Here is a 17189-nt window from a genome sequence, read left to right on the forward strand (position 1 = left end):
ATATTGCAATGGTCACTAAGCATGTCAGCAACTACTGATTTTATTTTATGAGCGTGACTTGATTCACGAAAAGGGAAAGCGGGGGAGTCATTCGATGTCATCATTCATCATTTATCCGGCCATTGATATCCGTGGAGGCAAATGCGTCCGGCTGATTCAAGGAGATTACAATCAGGAAACAGTCTATAACGACAGCCCACTCGCGGCTGCAAAAGCATGGGAAGCCCAAGGCGGTTCTTATATCCACTTGGTGGATCTGGATGGGGCTAAGGCTGGCCATCCGGTAAATGACGAGGTGATAGGAGTCATTGCTTCCGGTGTTAACGTCCCGGTACAGGTTGGCGGAGGGTTGCGTACCGTGGACGACGTCAAACGACTGCTTTCTCTCGGAGTAAGCCGCGTAATTATCGGTACGGCTGCAATTGAAGACCGTGCGTTCACCGAAGAGGTGCTCGGCACTTATGGCGACAAAGTTGCGATTGGCATTGACGCCAGAAACGGCTATGTAGCAACGCGGGGCTGGCTGGAGACCTCTGAGGTTAAGGCAGAGGAGCTTGCCAAAGAGCTGGCTTCCAAAGGGGCAGAAACCTTCATCTTCACGGATATTTCTCGGGATGGCATGATGCAGGGGCCCAATGTGGATGCCATTGTGGCTCTGGCTAAAAGCAACGGCAGAACCGTAATTGCCTCCGGCGGGGTTAGCGTCATGGAGGATCTGGTTCGCCTGAACGAGTACCGTCAGGAAGGCGTAGGTGGGGCGATTGTCGGCAAAGCTCTGTATACGGGGAGCATTGATCTGGCTGAAGCGGTCAAAACACTCAAGTAAAGTGTCGGCGGGGGATATGGTTATTCCGAATCATACCCTATACCACATAACAGGCTTTTTGGAGAGGGAGAGAGGCTATGCTGGCAAAACGCATCATTCCGTGTCTAGACGTAAAGGACGGACGGGTAGTTAAAGGAGTCAATTTCGAGAATTTGCGGGATGCGGGCGATCCTGTTGAGCTAGCGGCACTATATGACCGTGAAGGTGCTGACGAGCTGGTGTTCCTGGACATCTCAGCCTCCGTTGAGGGGCGACAGACGATGATTGAGGTTGTACGAAAGACGGCGGGGGAAATCTCGATTCCGTTCACGGTCGGCGGCGGGATATCCCAGGTTGAAGACATGAAAAGAATTCTTCGCGCAGGAGCGGATAAAATCGGTATTAATACGGCGGCTGTCCTTAATCCGCAGCTGATTGCAGATGGGGCGCGCCGCTTCGGCTCACAGTGCATTGTTGTGGCTGTGGATGCCAAATATAACGAAGCATGGGGCGAATGGGAAGTCTATACGCATGGCGGACGCAAAGCATCCGGCATCCGTGCTCTCGAATGGGTGCGGAAAGCAGAGGAGCTGGGGGCTGGAGAACTTTTGTTGACCAGCATGGATGCCGATGGAACGAAGGACGGCTTTGACATTGCGCTGACGTCGGCTGTAGCCGATGCGGTCCGTATTCCGGTGATCGCTTCAGGCGGAGCGGGAACGAAGGATGACTTTGTTGAAGTATTCACGCAGGGAAAAGCAGATGCGGGGCTTGCAGCCACGATCTTTCACTATAAGGAAATTTCCATACCGGAATTGAAGCAGGACTTAAAGCAAAAAGGGGTTGAAATCAGATGAGTGAACAATCGAAGCAGCAATCGCTTGAGCAGGTGCAGGATCAAATCAAATTTGACGGGGATGGGCTTGTCCCGGCCATTGTTCAAGATGCTGCCAGCAAGGAAGTATTAATGATGGCTTATATGAATAGGGAGTCATTGAAACGTTCCATCGAAACCGGCGAAACCTGGTTTTGGAGCAGATCGCGTCAAGAGCTGTGGAATAAGGGAGCGACTTCCGGCAATACGCAAAAAATCGTCTCCGCCCATTATGATTGTGATGGCGATACCCTCCTGTTCCTGGTAAAGCCTGCGGGACCGGCTTGCCATACCGGAGAGACCACCTGTTTCTACCGCGGGATCACAACTCCGGCAGTAGCTTCCGTGGAAGCGAGCGGGAGTACGGATCAAGCCAGACACCGGTTTGCAGTACTGGAGGAACTGGAGCAGGTTATTGCAGAGCGAGAGAAGGACCGTCCGGAAGGCGCTTATACCACCTACCTTTTTGACAAAGGTGTTGATAAAATCCTGAAAAAGGTTGGCGAAGAGACGGCAGAAACCATTATCGCGGCCAAAAACAAGGACAATGCCGAGTTGCGTCTTGAGGTCAGCGATCTGATATATCACCTGCTCGTTCTGTTGCAGGAACGCAAGCTTCCGCTGGATGATATTATGGCTGAACTGGACCGTCGCCATGAGCGTCCTCGCCGGGATTAGGGGAGGACGAAGCATGCTGATCGATTATCACACGCATCATGTACGGTGCGGCCATGCAGTCGGAGAGCTTGAAGAGTATGTACGCCGCGGCATAGAGATTGGACTGGGCCAGATCGGCTTATCTGATCATATGCCGCTGCTTCACGTTGATCCGGCACATTATTATCCGGAAATGGCCATGCCGATGGACGAACTTCCACGTTACGTGGAGGAGTGCCTGAAGCTGAAGGAAAAGTACAAGGATCAGATCGATATACGACTTGGTCTCGAAGGAGACTATATTGAAGGATGGGAAGAAGCGATTGAACGGATCGTCGAGGCCTACCCTTGGGATTATGTCATTGGCTCCGTCCATTTCCTGGGGGAGTGGGATATTACGGATCACCGGCAAGTTCAGGGCTGGGAAGGCCGTGATTCGTTCGGGGTCTATCAAACCTACTACGATGCCATTCAAAAGGCGGCCGCGACTGGATTTTACGATATCATGGGCCACTTGGATGTTATTAAACGCTTTGGATACCACCCGGGAGAGGAATTCGCAGACGAGGCGCGGGCACTGGAAAATGCGGCGCTTGTGGCGGTGGCGAAGAGCGGCGTAGCCATGGAATTAAACGCTTCTGGCTTGTCCAAGCCTTGCACGGAGATGTTCCCGTCGGAGCGGATGATTCATGAGGCTTATCGGCTTGGCATTCCGCTCACGGTCGGCTCGGATGCACATGATCCGAAGAAGCTCGGCGAGAACCTGGACAAGGCGCGTGTTGCCTTGTGGGAAGCCGGCTTCCGTGAATTGGCGGTATTTGAGAAACGGCAGAGAACCATGATCCCTCTGGAAGTCTAAAAAAACGGGTATCAGGAGGAGCATATGCAGCACAAGGTGCGTATTTTTTCCGGGTCGTCCAATCCCCTGCTTGCTGAGAGCATGTGCGAGAAACTGGGAGCGGAGCTGGGCAGTGTGACGTTATCCCGCTTTAAGAGCGGCGAAATTTACGTAAATTATGAAGAGAGCATCCGCAACTGCGATGTATTTATTGTGCAATCTCTATCGCATCCGATTAACGAGCTGTTTGTTGAGCTGCTGGTCATGATTGACGCGGCGAAACGCGCCTCCGCGCGTACGATCAACATTGTGGTTCCGTACTATGGATATGCCCGGCAAGAACGGAAGTCCGCACCGCGCGAGCCGATCTCCGCCAAATTGGTGGCTGACGTCTTGACGACGGCTGGAGCCAACCGGGTAATAACCATGGACCTGCATGCTCCGGCGATTCAGGGTTTCTTCAATATTCCTGTGGATCACCTTACAGCGCTGGATTTGATTAGCGATTATTTAAAATCTTTAAATCTCGCGAACCCGGTTATTGTATCCCCAGATGCGGGAAGGGCCAAGACCGCAGAGAAATTGGCTAACCGCCTGGATTCTCCTTTTGCGATCATGTTCAAGAAGCGTCCTGCGCATAATGAATCCATTGTCACGCATGTTATCGGGGATGTGGAGGGACGAACACCGATCATCATCGAAGATATTATCGATACGGGGTCGACCATTATTAACGTGATCGAAAGTCTGAAGGAGCGCGGCGCGGAGCCTGCGATTGTATGCGCGACGCACGGGCTGTTTTCGGGTGATGCACTGGAACGTTTGAGCCATTCGCACATTCGGGAAATTGTGGTCACGGACTCAATTGCGATTGTGGAGGAGCGGCATGAACGACTCACGGTGCTGTCGGTTGCCTCCATGCTGTCTGCTGCCGTAAGGATCATCATGGAAGGCGGGTCACTGGCGACCATGTTCAAAGACGCTGGAGTATAGTGCTCCGGCGTCTTTTTCTATTGTTTATGGCATCAACGGATAGGGCTTTTTTTCCTCTGATTATAAGCACACGGACAGTATTTCTATAATAGATATTGCCTTCGTTGCTCCTATAAAGTTATGGTATACTATTCTGGATAGATAAAATGAACTAAAGTTTACCTTGCTTCTCCTTGGATCCATCTGGAATATAAGTGAAGTACTTTTCCATTCTTTAGTTCAATTTATAGATAAGATGAAACTCTTGTTTCTCTTTGATAGAATTGTTATATGCAACTTAAGGGAGGTGCCTTGCTTACATGGAGGAAAATCATTTGCAGGCTGAGGACCTACAACATAAAGTCATACCCATTCATATGAATGCCAATTTCTTCTTTGAACGTGCAGTCCGTTCACTGGACCGCCTTCAGTATGATAAGGCATTAAGATATTTTCGCAAAGCTGTTGAATATGAACCGGACAACCCGGTGAATCATTGCAATATGGCGGGTATATTATCAGAGATGGGCGATTTTGAAGGTTCAAACGCCGTCCTTGCCGATATTTTGGAGCATGTCGATGCTTCCATGACGGAATGTTATTTCTATATGGCCAACAATTATGCCAATATGGACAATTTTGAAGAGGCCGAGCGGGTGCTGGTCAAGTACTTGGAGGATGATCCCGCCGGCCAGTTTTTGGACGAGGCTGAAGAGATGATGGAGCTGTTCCAGTACGAGCTGGAACGTCCGGTGAAGGTGAGCCGGATCCGCAGCCGCGAAGGTATGGTAGAGCACGAAGAAGCGCGCGCGCTGATGGAAGAAGGGAAGTTCTCCCAGGCAGCAGAGCTGCTGGAACGCATTGTGCAGGAGCACCCGGATTTCCTGGCAGCCCGTAACAACCTGGCACTGGCTTATTATTACATGGGGTTGTTCCGCAAAGCCAAGGCGACGATTGGCGAAGTGCTGGAACAGGAGCAAGGGAATATTCATGGTCTGTGCAATCTGGCGATATTTTACCAGCATGAGGGGGATACTAATTCCTTGAATCCTCTGCTGGAGCTGCTCGAAATCACGATTCCTTTTCATCAGGAGCATGTATTCAAACTTGCCACCACGATGGGGATTTTGGGTAAGCATGCGTCGGCCTACGGTCATTTTCGCCGTCTTTTGAAGGACGAAGAAGTCAATGGAGACCCGAGCCTCTACCACTACACGGCGGTAGCTGCCTTCAACAGTGGGCGCTACAAGGAAGCGAAGCGGTATTGGCGGCAGCTGCAGAAAATGGATCCCGAATCGGATATTCCGCGCTTTTACTTGGCGCAGCTCGAGATATTGGATCTATCAGGCATGCAGCAGCTGGAGCTGAGCTATCATTATCATCTGCCGTTCGAGGAACAGCTGAAACGCTGGGAGCAGGATGAAGGCGAGTTGTACGAGGAGATCAAGACGAACCCGCTGATTCGTTCCTCATTCTTTTGGGCGCTCCGTTATGGTGACAAAGGAACCAAGCTTCAGGTGATCCGTGCGCTGGGCTGGATTGCCGACGAAGAAGTGAAGGAGACGCTTGAAGCCTTCCTGGAGGAGCCGGACGAGGCCGCAGATTTGAAGAATGAAGCCCTGCGCATTTTGCAAGAGATGGCGCTAGATGGCCCTACTCAAGCCGTTCTGGAGGTAAGTGCGTCTTCGGCTCCAATGATTGCTGAGACCCGGACATCCTACGAGCATCATATCGGCGGCGAAACCCTGCAGGCTGTGGTTGATCAGGCGCTGCTGCATATGGATGCTCAATCGGACCGTGAACAAAAGAAGCATCTGCAAAACTTGTGGACCCAGTTTCTGGGCAAGCTTCATCCGGAAAAACCGATGATCCGGCATACGGAAGGATGGTCTGCGGCGCTCGAATACTTAACGGCCAAACAACACGGAAATGCCATGACCTATCAGGAAGTCGCAGAGCGGTATGGAGTCTCCGTATCAACGGTCAGCCGCTACGCGAAACGCATCGACAGCGTTTGCTCAATCAAGGAAGAAAAGGATGAACTTTTCCGTCCTTTTACAGAAAATATATAAGTAGAGGAGAGGATCATGATATGTATAAATCAATCGTAATCGGTACAGGCCCAGCAGGCCTTACGGCGGCCATTTACCTGGCACGAGCCAATATGAAGCCGCTTGTCATCGAGGGCATGCAGCCGGGCGGACAGCTGACCACGACCACGGATATCGAGAACTTCCCTGGCTTTCCCGACGGCATTATGGGACCGGAACTTATGGACAACATGCGCAAGCAGGCCGAACGTTTCGGTGCCGAGTTCAAAACAGGATGGGTGGACAAAGTGGACTTCTCCAAACGTCCATTTAAGCTGACTGTAGAGGGCATGGGCGAGATTGAAGCTGAATCCGTCATTATCTCCACTGGCGCTTCCGCGAAATATCTCGGCATTCCGGGTGAGCAGGAAAATATCGGACGCGGCGTCAGCACCTGCGCAACCTGCGACGGATTTTTCTTCCGCGGCAAAAAAATCCTCGTGATCGGTGGCGGCGATTCGGCAATGGAGGAGGCAAACTTCCTGACTCGTTTCGGTTCCAGCGTAACGCTGGTTAACCGCAGAGAAGAGCTGAGAGCCTCGAAAATCATGCAGGAACGAGCACGCGGCAACGAAAAGATTATCTGGGCACTGAATCGTGTACCGCTTGAGGTTGTAGCGGGCGATAACGGCGTTAAGGGCCTCAAGGTATTCAACAATGAATCGAAGCAGGAAGAGCTGATTGAAGCGGACGGCGTGTTTGTCGCTATCGGACATACACCGAATACCAAATTCCTGGAGAATCAGATTACAACCGACGAGGTTGGATACATTCTGGTTAAACCAGGTACGACGGAAACCAATATTCCGGGCGTATTCGCATGTGGCGACGTACAGGACGTCCGCTATCGCCAAGCCATCTCCGCAGCGGGAACAGGCTGTATGGCTGCGATGGACTGCGAGAAGTTCCTTGAAGGCAGCATGGTGCATGACTGGAGCGAAACGCTGTAAGTACTGATTTCATACAAAAAGGGTGTCCCACGCCATGATATGGCAGAGGGACGCCCTTTATTTTTTCGGTAGTGGTTACCGGGAGAAAACAGCGAGGTGAGGCTTCTTATGGTTTGCAGCGGGTCATAGCCAGCCGTTCTCCTCGGCCAAGCTAATCGCTTCAATCCTGTTTTTGGCATCGAGTTTATTCAGAATTTCAGAGATATAATTGCGGACCGTGCCATGCGACAAATGCAACGCGCGGGCAATCTCGTTTGCGGTTTTGCCTCCGGCGATATGCTGCAAAATCTCGCATTCTCTTGGCGTGAGCGGATTCTTCTGAACAGCCGAGTCGAAGATCAGTTCTGGGGAAATCGCCCGGTGACCCTGCATCACTCTCCGAATCGATTCGGCAAGCCTGTCGCTGGGCTCGTCCTTCAACAAATAGCCGCTGACCCCCGCCTTCACGGCTCTCTCGAAATATCCGGGCCGGGCAAAGGTCGTCAGAATGATGACCCGGCACGGAGATGACTCTATTTTAAGCTGCTCGGCGACCTCGATGCCGGTTTGCACCGGCATTTCAATATCCAGCAGGCAAACATCAGGTTTCAGGTTCAAGATCATGGAGAGTGCTTCCTGTCCGTCCCCGGCTTGGCCGACGACCTGCAGATCATCCTCCAGATCAAGCAATGAGGCCAGCGCGCCGCGCAAAAGGCGCTGGTCCTCGGCAATCACGATTTGGATCACGCGGTTTCACACTCCTTGCCAGCATTATTTTTAATGATGGGTATGCGAATAATAACTCTTGTACCATTGGAAGAAGCGAGTTCAAGACTGCCGTCAATCAGGGAGAGCCGTTCTCTCATGCCCGCCAGACCGTTGCCATCATTAAGCTGTCCATCCAAGCCTGTATCCCAGCCGATGCCGTCGTCGCTGACGGTCAGCAGGATTTCACCCGATGTCTGCTCTATGGCCATGGTGCAGGCATTCGCTTGGCTGTGCTTCACGACATTGGTAACGGCCTCCTTCAGGCACATGCTGAGAATATTTTGGATGAATCCCGAGATCCCTTCCAAGCGGAAGTTACCCTCTGCATTATGCATGATGCCTGCGCTCTCCAGTATCCGCTCAGAAGTCTTCACCTCCTCGATAACGGATATTGCCCGCATCCCGTTCACAAGCTCACGTACCTGGCGCAGGGCAGCCCTGGAGGTCTGCTCAATCTCTCGTGCTTCCAGCAGCGCCTTCTGTGGATCGCGCTCAACCAGCCGGGTCACCAGCTGGCTTTTCAAGGTGATAAGCGACAATGTGTGCCCCAGCGTATCATGAAGGTCCCTCGAGATCCGTATGCGCTCTTCTCGCTTCACCAGTTCCTCAATCCGTTCATTCGCCTGGTTCAAATCGCGTTCGAGCTGCTGCTGCTTGAACATAGAGCGCATGCCGAACGGAGACATCATCATGACGACCAGAAAAGGAAGAATGACGTAGATATCCGATCGTTCCAAACGAGGAATATTGATGATAACCGGCAGGATCAGCATAACGTAAAAGACAGCCAGTGCAATGAAAAACCGGCGTTTGTCTTTGTAATAAGCGATAAAGCTGGCCGTGTAAAATCCCAAAAACAAATTGAAGGGACTGTACGTTATACAGAGCATGAAGGCGAGCAGCATCTGAAGTCCCAGCCAGTAAGGAAATGATTTTTTAGCGAAAAATAGCTGGCGGTAGGTTACTAAAAACAAGGCGATCATTAGATAACCCACCGCCATCTTCAAACCATGCTCCTGACTGATATAAAAAATTGGCATGGAGATATAAATGAGCCACACATAAGGGAAAAAGCCCAGTTCGCTCGGGAAAATATTAAATCGGGAACGACTCACGGATGATTACACCGCTTCCTGTTTTTTTCGAATATATATGGATAGTACCATAAATAGGAACAAATATCCGGCTAAAATAAGCATCGGTTTAAGGTCGGGAGCCTTTCCGGCGGCAATGGACCATACCCCGCTGCCGTAGTTATAGGAAGGGAGCCATTTGCCAATGGTTTGCAGTACGGAAGGGAAGCTGTCAATTGGCATCCACATACCTCCAAGCACGGCCATCAACATGTATGCAATATTGCTCACGCCGCTTGCGGTATCGACTCTTTTCATTGTACCGAACAGCGTACCCAAAGCCAGAAAAGGTATGGAGGCAACCAGAATCCAAAGCCCGCTGCCGACCCATTGGCCGATGGACATATGAACTCCGTTAATCAGAAAGCCTGCGATAAAAATAACGATGACCGAAAAGGCATGCATGACCGTCTGCCCGAACATTTTGGAGATAAAATAGACGCTGCCCGGGAGAGGCGTGATTCGCATATAGACGGCCCAACCGAGGCTTTGCTCCTGAACCATGCGTATGCCGACGGTCATTATCGCAGAACCCATGACGCTGAAAGTGGTCATCGACATCAGGTAATGCGCCTGCCAGGCTTCCGCATTATCAATACCGGTATTTACGATTTTGGTGAAAATAAAATAAAATACGATGGGCATAAGCAGGGACCAAAATACATAATAAGGGTTCCTAATAATCCGCAGCATTTCTACCTTGCACTGCATGAGCAGCATTTTCATTACGATACCGCCTCCTTCTCATGATCATCATGCGTAAGCATCAGTTCAAAAGCATCATCCAGCCGCCCTTGACCGGTTCGAATGTCCCGAGCGAGAATGTTGTATCTGAAAATCGCAGCCAGCACCGTGTCTGTGTTGTCTGCCGTAACGACCCATCGACCTTCCTGTTCCTTGCAATCGCTCACGCCGGGGATGGAACGCATCCGGTGAACCATTTCAGCCGCAGTGTATGCCTCATCTCCGTTTAAGTCGGCCATGAATGAAACCGATTTGCTGGTCAATCTCGAGACAATCTCGTCCGGGGTGCCGTCTGCGGCGATCTTCCCTTTGTTGAAAAGAAGTATCCGGTGTGCGGTATCCTCGGCCTCCTGAAGATAATGAGTGGAAAATAAAATGGTTTTTCCCTGATCGGCCAATTCGTCCGCCTGCTGCCAGAACGCACGTCGTGCCGGGGCATCCAGCCCTACGGTCGGCTCATCGAAGAACAGAAGATCCGGGTCGCCTGCGAGCGCAAGGGCAAAGCCGAGGCGACGTTTCTGCCCGCCGGAGAGCTTATCCGCACGTTTGTTCAACTCTTCCGGTGTGAAGCCGGCCAGATGTACCATTTCCGACAGCTTCAAGGGGCTCGGATAGTAACTCCGGATCAGGCTCATGACTTCATGCACCTTCAGTCCGTCAATCACACTGACTTCCTGCAGCATGGCGCCGATGCGTCTTTTGACCTGTACATGCTTGGGGGACTGTCCAAAAATTCGGACGCTGCCGGAGCTGGGCTCGCGCAGTCCGAGCATCATGGACAGTACCGTTGTTTTGCCGGCTCCATTAGGGCCCAGAACCGCGGTGACGGATCCCTTGGGAATAACAAAGGATACATCATCCACCGCCGTTTTCCCTCCAAACAATTTGGATACATGTTGAAGTTCCGCTATATTTTCCATAATTACCTCCATTTAAATGGCCTTCTTGACTGTCATTCCTGATACTTCCATTTTAAGCGGGGGAAACGAGTCTGGTTAGTGTGGGGTGTCATGAAAAGCATGTGACAGTTGTCATATTCCTGTGAGCCTGGGAATAGGGCAAGCGGACTGTTTCACGAAATCTTCAAAAAGCGGAACAAGCCCGCAGTACGGGCTCTGAGCGGGGCTTGTGACGGTTCTCACATCTCTTGACCGATAGTAAGGCTTCAATTATAGTTGGTACAGTAGGAGCAAACTATTACTCAAGGAAAAAAGGTGGCTTGTAACATGTCTGAGCAAATCTACGTTGGTGTCGATTTAGGCGGAACAGCGATCAAGGTCGGCATCTGCAATCAAGCAGGGCAGCTTATTCAAACGTATGAAGGACCCACAGAAACGGAAAAGGGCGTTGATGTTGTCGTCGATAATATCGAGAAGTATGTACGGCATATTGTTGACCAGTCCCCATACAGCTGGGATCAGCTGGCAGGCGTCGGAGCGGGAGTTGCCGGCTTTACCAATGTCCGTGAGGGAATCATTATCTTCGCGCCAAACGTAGGTTTCCGTGATGTGCCGATTCGTGCCATTTTGGAAGAAAAAATCGGCAAGCCTATCAAAATAGATAATGACGCTAACGTTGCTGCACTGGGTGAAGCCTGGAGCGGCGCAGGACGCGACATCGACAACTGCGTCTGCTATACGCTCGGCACGGGTGTAGGCGGCGGAATCATAATCAATGGTAAAATCTATCAAGGTTTCTCGGGTCTGGCAGGCGAGCTTGGTCATATTTCCGTTGTTCCCGATTTGGAAGCGATCCAATGCGGATGCGGCAAAATGGGCTGTCTAGAGTCGGTGTCTTCGGCAACAGGCATTATCCGCATGGCGAAGGATGCCGTTGAGCGGGGGGACCGGACTTCGCTGGCGCTGGAAAAGCATATCGCTGCGAAGGAAGTCTTTGATGCGGCGAAAGCCGGGGATGAAGTGGCACAACGCATCGTGAAGCGTGCGGCTTTCTACTTGGGTAAATCCATGGCAGCTGTAGCGGCTGCACTGAATCCGGAAGTATTCATCATTGGCGGCGGCGTATCGAAAGCGGGAGATATCCTGTTTAATGAGGTGCGTGAAGTATTCGCCAAGCTGACTCCAGAGCCGCTGCAAAAGGGTGTTTCGATCCTGCCAGCACAGCTTGGAAATGAAGCCGGCGTTGTCGGGGCAGCGGGACTTTTGCTTCGTTCCTAGAACAGGGCTATCGGCTGTTTGTGCGAAAGAATGAATGTATAGCGGGCGTGGAAAAAGGAAGATTTTGAAGGTTTTGCGGCCCGTTTTTTCGCTTTCTGAATACCAAACCAAGGGAGGGAAAGCTGATGCAAGACGGTGACAACACTGCGTCGGCCATGGCCACCCTGATTATTATTACAGGCATGTCAGGGGCTGGAAAGACGTTAGCAGTACGGAGCCTGGAGGATCTCGGTTTTTTCTGTGTGGATAATTTGCCTCCGGTGCTGATTCCCAAATTTGCTGAACTCATTGAGCAGTCGAAGGGGAAGATCGCGAAGGTTGCGCTGGTCATTGACCTGCGTGGACGCGAATTTTTTACGGCCTTATCGGAATCCTTAAATTATATCAAGGACCATTTTACAATACATTGCGAGATTCTATTTCTTGAAGCAACCGACTCGGTGTTGGTACAGCGCTATAAGGAAAGCCGGCGCCGGCATCCACTAGCACCGGAGGGCATGCCGCTTGACGGCATACGCCTTGAACGCAAAATGCTGGAGGAACTGAAAAGCTCTGCCACGGTTGTGCTTGATACCAGCGTCATGAAGCCGGGACAACTGAAGGACAAAATCATCTCGCGGTTCTCCCAATTGGAGAGCAACACGCTATCCATCAATATTACTTCGTTCGGATTCAAATACGGGATTCCGATTGACGCCGACCTGGTATTTGATGTTCGCTTTCTGCCAAATCCCCACTATGTGGAAAATTTGCGGCCGCGAACAGGACAGGACAGCGAAGTATACGATTATGTCATGAAATGGCCAGAAACCCAGGCGTTCCTGACGAAGCTGCTGGATATGCTGCATTTTCTCATTCCACAGTACCGTAAGGAAGGCAAAAGCCAAGTGATTATCGGCATCGGATGTACGGGTGGCAAACACCGCTCGGTAGCCATTGCTGAATATTTAGGCAAAATGCTGGGGGCCAGTGAAACAGAATCGGTTTCGGTCAGCCACCGGGATTCTGAACGTGATCGGCATTAATGAGAGTGGAAGTGATGAGAGTGGCTGAACAAAAAAGAGAGCGTCCGCGGATCGTTGTCATGGGCGGAGGCACAGGCTTGTCGGTCATGCTGCGGGGTTTAAAGGAAATGCCGCTGGACATTACGGCAATTGTAACCGTGGCCGATGACGGGGGCAGCTCTGGTATCCTGAGAAGCGAGCTTCAGATGCCGCCTCCAGGCGATATCCGCAACGTTCTGACGGCCCTGGCTGATGTTGAGCCTCTAATGTCAGAGATGATGAGATATCGTTTCAGCAGCGGCTCGGGTCTGGCAGGACATAGTCTTGGGAATCTGATCCTGGCCGCCATGACCGACATCAGCGGTGACTTTGTTACGGCAGTGCGGGAATTAAGCCGTGTATTTGCGGTGCGTGGCCGTGTGCTTCCTGCTGCCGGTGAAGCGGTGGTGTTGTCGGCTGAGATGGAGGACGGGTCTATTGTGACAGGCGAATCCAAGATTCCTGAAGCGGGCTTGCGGATCAAGCGTGTATTCCTGGAGCCCGAGGTGGAGCCGCTGCCTGAGGCAGTCGCTGCCATTGAAGAGGCTGATGCGATCCTGATCGGACCGGGAAGCTTGTATACCAGCATTTTGCCGAATTTGCTCGTTCCCAAGCTGGCTGAAGCCGTGATGGCTTCGGAAGCGATCAAAATTTTTGTCTGCAACGTCATGACTCAGCCGGGAGAAACGGACGGGTATACCGTCAGTGATCATCTCCAGGCTATTTACGATCATATCGGCAAACACTTGTTTGATTATGTCATTGTGAACAGTGGAGATATTCCACCGCAGGTTCAGGACAAATACGCCGAAAAGGGCGCCAAGCCGGTGGAGCTCGACTATGAAGAGGTCACGAACCTTGGATATAAGGTGATCGCCGATACGCTGGTGCTTTTCCGGACCTATCTGCGGCATGATGCCGACAAACTGAGCCATCATATTTACCAGCTGGTTCAGGACTGGATTTTAAGAAAGAGGTGAGAGTCCCGTGTCGTTTGCGGCGCTGACTAAAAAAGAACTGACCATGATCGAAGCAGACACCTGCTGCGAACAGGCCGAATTGTCGGCACTGATCCGCATGAACGGGGCGGTCCAGCTTTCGAACAAGAAGGTCATTTTGGATATATCCACCGAGAATGCAGCGATTGCCAGACGTATCTACACGCTGATTAAAAAGTATTTTCAGGCTCATACCGAGCTGCTCGTCCGCAAGAAAATGCGTCTAAAGAAAAATAATGTCTATATCGTCCGTATTCCAGCCCGTGTTCAGGAAATACTGAAAGAGCTGAAGATTGTCTCGGAAGGCTTCTTGTTCCGAGCAGACATCGACCCGGACCTCGTGAAGAAGAACTGCTGCAAGCGGGCTTATCTGCGTGGAGCGTTTATGGCCGGGGGCTCGGTAAACAACCCTGAAGGCTCTTCCTATCATATGGAGATCTCCTCCATGTACGAAGAACACTGTCAGGCGCTGGTGGACTTGGCGAATGAATTTCAGCTGAATGCCCGTCTCATCGAGCGGAAGAAGGGATTCATTCTTTACATTAAGGAAGGCGAGAAAATCATTGAATTCCTGAGCCTGATCGGGGCGCATCAAGCCCTTTTCAAGTTTGAAGACGTGCGTATCATGCGCGACATGCGGAATTCCGTGAACCGGATCGTCAACTGTGAAACAGCCAATCTGAACAAGACGATCGGAGCGGCCGTTCGGCAAATCGACAACATCAAGCTGTTGCAGAAGGAAATGGGACTGGAAAATTTGCCCGACAAACTCCGTGAGGTTGCCGAGATCCGTTTGGCGCACCCGGACATGAATCTGAAGGAAGTGGGCGAGCTTCTGAAGGGAAGCGTCAGCAAATCGGGCGTGAACCACCGACTACGGAAGATTGACGAGCTGGCTGAGAAGATTCGGAACGGCTAGTTTTTTCTTCTAGTGTCGTTCATGTTATAATGTTATAATGTTACCAAATATGGTATGAGAGCTATGCAGATTTCTTAATTAGGGGGTAAGGTTTCCATGACAAAGCATCCGGTAGTTGTCCGCTTGAAAACGGGTCTTCATGCCAGACCGGCAGCGTTGTTCGTCCAAGAAGCGAATAAGTACTCGTCTGAAATTTTCGTGGAAAAAGATGATAAAAAAGTGAATGCCAAGAGTATCATGGGAATTATGAGCCTTGCAATCAGTTCGGGGACAGAAGTAATCATCAGTGCCGAAGGCGCGGACGCAGATCAGGCTGTAACCGCTTTAGTCAGTTTGGTGGGTAAGGAAGAACTCGAGAACCAATAATATGGTTGATTCATACTCTGCCGGAGGGGTCGTACCTTCCGGAAATATTCAAGAGCAGCCCTTTCTTCGATGAAGAGAAGGCTGTTTTGCGTTTTCATGAAACATACATCATTTTCAATTCATTCTCTTACAAAAAGTAGCTCCTTAACCGATATCATACTATAGCTGGCTTTATCAGGAAGCGGCTTATTATAAACGAAAAACATGATAAAGGAGTCACCGTTTATGGGGAAATGGAGCAATAAGGAAAACTCATCATCCGGGAGGGAAGCTACAGGATCGGAAAGAATACTGACGCTTAGAGAAAAGGATATGGCCGGAAGAAACAAGATTTTGCTGGCCGCTATCATCATCACGACGTTTTTTGCAGCTACGACCGTAGAGCCTGGCCATCTAATTAGCGTGACCAATTTTTGTTTCCTGATTAATGTCATTGCATTGGTTTCTTATGTTTACTTACATATTCGAAAAAAATATATCAATTATATCTCTTATATCAGCGTGTTCAGCATGGCCTTGAATATCGGGATTCAATCCTTTATTCAGCCTACCCTGGCAAGCTTCTTCGCCGTCTACTACCTGATTGTACTCGCAATTATTACACTTCAACTCGTTATCACATCCATCACGCTTATCTATTCACTACTCATTACGATCTATCTGGCTTTCGGAAACACGGGAATTGAGATGTCGCTAAAGGATAAGCAGCAGGCAATCCTTATGGTCGTGCTCGTATCTATTATGGTTTTCCTTCTCTTGCGCGTTACCAACACCCTGATGAAACATATGAACTCCGCACGTGATCAAAGTGAACAGCTGATGCTGGAGCAGCAGGAACAGAAAGAGCAACTGATGCAAAATGTCGTGCTGATCACCGGCAATATCAATGATATTACGCACGGCGTCGAAGATAACATGGCCTCCTTTGAGCAAATGAACGTGGCATTTCAGGAGATTACCGGCGGCGCGTCCGCGCAAGTGGACTCAACCTATGCCATCAATGAGTCCGTCAAACAGATGAACATGATGGTGAAGCAAATGTCAGGTTCCACGGAAACGCTGCTCGAACAAACGGATGATGCGAGCCGGCTCTCCGAAACCGGCAAGAACAAAGTGGAGCTGTTGAATCAGGCCATCCTTGATTTCAAACAACAGATTGATGCGATGTCGGCCGATATTCAAAGCTTGACCGAACGGGTGGAACGAACTTCGCAGTTCAGTCAGACCATTCAGGAAATTGCGAACCAGACGAACCTTTTATCCCTGAATGCGAGCATTGAGGCTGCGCGTGCTGGCGAACATGGCCAAGGCTTCTCCGTGGTGGCCAAGGAAATCCGCAAGCTGTCCGAAGTGGCATCAGGCTCGGCCGAGAAGATTTCATCGGAAATGAACGGTTTCTCGGATTTGATGAGCGAGACGATTATCCGTATGGGACAGGTTGCCGAACGAATGCAGAAGAGCAGCGTGCTGACGGGAGAAACGTTTGAAGCTTTTAATTCGATCAAAAAATCCATTGCTGAGCTGTTGGAAATTTCTAACGGATACCGTGAAAATATACGTGATATTGCTGTATTCTCCGGCTCAATTGATGATTCTACAACACATTTGGCCTCCGTGAATGAGCAGACCTCTGCAACGCTGCAGGAACTGACCGCAACGCTCCAATCCCTGCTCAGCAACAATGAGAACAGTCTGCAGGGTATCAAAAAAGCCCAAAGCAATTTGCAGGCGCTTGCCTAAGACAAATTTGGGCAGAAAAAATTACGCATATCTGCAACATTTACCAATCCTCTGCGTCTAGTAGACAAATCAGGCGAAAGTGAGAGATGGCTTTTGCACTTGCGTCTCTTTGGAAAAAATGTTTAACAATCAGAGG

General features: G+C 50.6%; 17 protein-coding genes. 13 read left to right on the forward strand and 4 right to left on the reverse strand.

From position 1 onward, the window contains the following. Positions 1-94: 94 nt before the first annotated feature. The 7 genes from hisA to trxB all read left to right on the forward strand — a co-directional run bounded on the left by hisA (position 95) and on the right by trxB (position 7186). Positions 95-826 carry a 1-(5-phosphoribosyl)-5-[(5-phosphoribosylamino)methylideneamino]imidazole-4-carboxamide isomerase gene (hisA, locus tag GRF59_RS28445; RefSeq protein WP_160501078.1) on the forward strand — a complete coding sequence of 244 codons (732 nt, stop codon included), beginning with the start codon at positions 95-97 and terminating at the stop codon, positions 824-826. Between the two features lie 77 nt (positions 827-903). After that, positions 904-1662, forward strand: coding sequence for an imidazole glycerol phosphate synthase subunit HisF (gene hisF, locus GRF59_RS28450; RefSeq protein WP_160501079.1), 759 nt, complete (start codon positions 904-906; stop codon positions 1660-1662). Then, positions 1659-2357 (forward strand): bifunctional phosphoribosyl-AMP cyclohydrolase/phosphoribosyl-ATP diphosphatase HisIE, encoded by a 699-nt coding sequence (hisIE, locus tag GRF59_RS28455; RefSeq protein WP_160501080.1) that lies wholly within the window; start codon positions 1659-1661, stop codon positions 2355-2357. Before hisF ends, hisIE begins: the two co-directional genes overlap by 4 nt. Before the next feature lie 13 nt (positions 2358-2370). Next, a complete protein-coding gene (gene hisJ / locus GRF59_RS28460; protein ID WP_160501081.1) occupies positions 2371-3195 on the forward strand; it encodes a histidinol-phosphatase HisJ in 825 nt (274 codons plus the stop codon). Positions 3196-3219: 24 nt separating this feature from the next. Beyond that, positions 3220-4167 (forward strand): ribose-phosphate diphosphokinase, encoded by a 948-nt coding sequence (locus GRF59_RS28465; protein ID WP_160501082.1) that lies wholly within the window; start codon positions 3220-3222, stop codon positions 4165-4167. Positions 4168-4466: 299 nt separating this feature from the next. Then, a complete protein-coding gene (locus GRF59_RS28470; protein WP_160501083.1) occupies positions 4467-6218 on the forward strand; it encodes a tetratricopeptide repeat protein in 1752 nt (583 codons plus the stop codon). Positions 6219-6238: 20 nt separating this feature from the next. Next, complete coding sequence (trxB, locus tag GRF59_RS28475) at positions 6239-7186, forward strand: thioredoxin-disulfide reductase (RefSeq protein WP_160501084.1); 948 nt, start codon at positions 6239-6241, stop codon at positions 7184-7186. Positions 7187-7309: 123 nt separating this feature from the next. On the opposite strand, the gene GRF59_RS28480 is transcribed toward trxB, so the two are convergent. The 4 genes from GRF59_RS28480 to GRF59_RS28495 are packed head-to-tail and all read right to left on the reverse strand — an operon-like array spanning position 7310 to position 10730. Beyond that, positions 7310-7912, reverse strand: coding sequence for a response regulator (locus GRF59_RS28480; protein ID WP_160501085.1), 603 nt, complete (start codon positions 7910-7912; stop codon positions 7310-7312). Beyond that, positions 7909-9048 carry a sensor histidine kinase gene (locus GRF59_RS28485; protein WP_341480153.1) on the reverse strand — a complete coding sequence of 380 codons (1140 nt, stop codon included), beginning with the start codon at positions 9046-9048 and terminating at the stop codon, positions 7909-7911. Before GRF59_RS28485 ends, GRF59_RS28480 begins: the two co-directional genes overlap by 4 nt. A 6-nt stretch (positions 9049-9054) precedes the next feature. After that, on the reverse strand, positions 9055-9792 hold the full coding sequence (locus GRF59_RS28490) for an ABC transporter permease (protein ID WP_160501086.1): 738 nt from the start codon (positions 9790-9792) through the stop codon (positions 9055-9057). Continuing rightward, positions 9792-10730, reverse strand: a complete 939-nt coding sequence (locus GRF59_RS28495; RefSeq protein WP_160501087.1) for an ABC transporter ATP-binding protein — start codon at positions 10728-10730, stop codon at positions 9792-9794. The genes GRF59_RS28490 and GRF59_RS28495 overlap by 1 nt, the downstream gene beginning before the upstream one ends. A 306-nt stretch (positions 10731-11036) precedes the next feature. Between GRF59_RS28495 and GRF59_RS28500 the strand changes: the two genes are divergently transcribed. From GRF59_RS28500 to GRF59_RS28525, 6 genes are all read left to right on the forward strand, one after another. Next, on the forward strand, positions 11037-11987 hold the full coding sequence (locus GRF59_RS28500; RefSeq protein ID WP_160501088.1) for an ROK family glucokinase: 951 nt from the start codon (positions 11037-11039) through the stop codon (positions 11985-11987). Positions 11988-12112: 125 nt separating this feature from the next. Beyond that, positions 12113-13012 (forward strand): RNase adapter RapZ, encoded by a 900-nt coding sequence (gene rapZ, locus GRF59_RS28505; RefSeq protein ID WP_160501089.1) that lies wholly within the window; start codon positions 12113-12115, stop codon positions 13010-13012. A gap of 14 nt (positions 13013-13026) precedes the next feature. Continuing rightward, complete coding sequence (locus GRF59_RS28510; RefSeq protein WP_160501090.1) at positions 13027-14010, forward strand: gluconeogenesis factor YvcK family protein; 984 nt, start codon at positions 13027-13029, stop codon at positions 14008-14010. A gap of 7 nt (positions 14011-14017) precedes the next feature. Then, positions 14018-14947, forward strand: coding sequence for a DNA-binding protein WhiA (gene whiA, locus GRF59_RS28515; RefSeq protein ID WP_160501091.1), 930 nt, complete (start codon positions 14018-14020; stop codon positions 14945-14947). A gap of 96 nt (positions 14948-15043) precedes the next feature. Then, positions 15044-15313, forward strand: a complete 270-nt coding sequence (locus tag GRF59_RS28520) for an HPr family phosphocarrier protein (RefSeq protein ID WP_127604616.1) — start codon at positions 15044-15046, stop codon at positions 15311-15313. A 225-nt stretch (positions 15314-15538) separates the two neighbouring features. Further along, positions 15539-17053 (forward strand): methyl-accepting chemotaxis protein, encoded by a 1515-nt coding sequence (locus GRF59_RS28525; protein ID WP_160501092.1) that lies wholly within the window; start codon positions 15539-15541, stop codon positions 17051-17053. The last annotated feature ends 136 nt before the right edge of the window (positions 17054-17189 follow it).

The organism is Paenibacillus dendrobii (assembly GCF_009807035.1).
In the GTDB taxonomy this organism is placed as follows: Bacteria; Bacillota; Bacilli; order Paenibacillales; family Paenibacillaceae; genus Paenibacillus_AQ; species Paenibacillus_AQ dendrobii.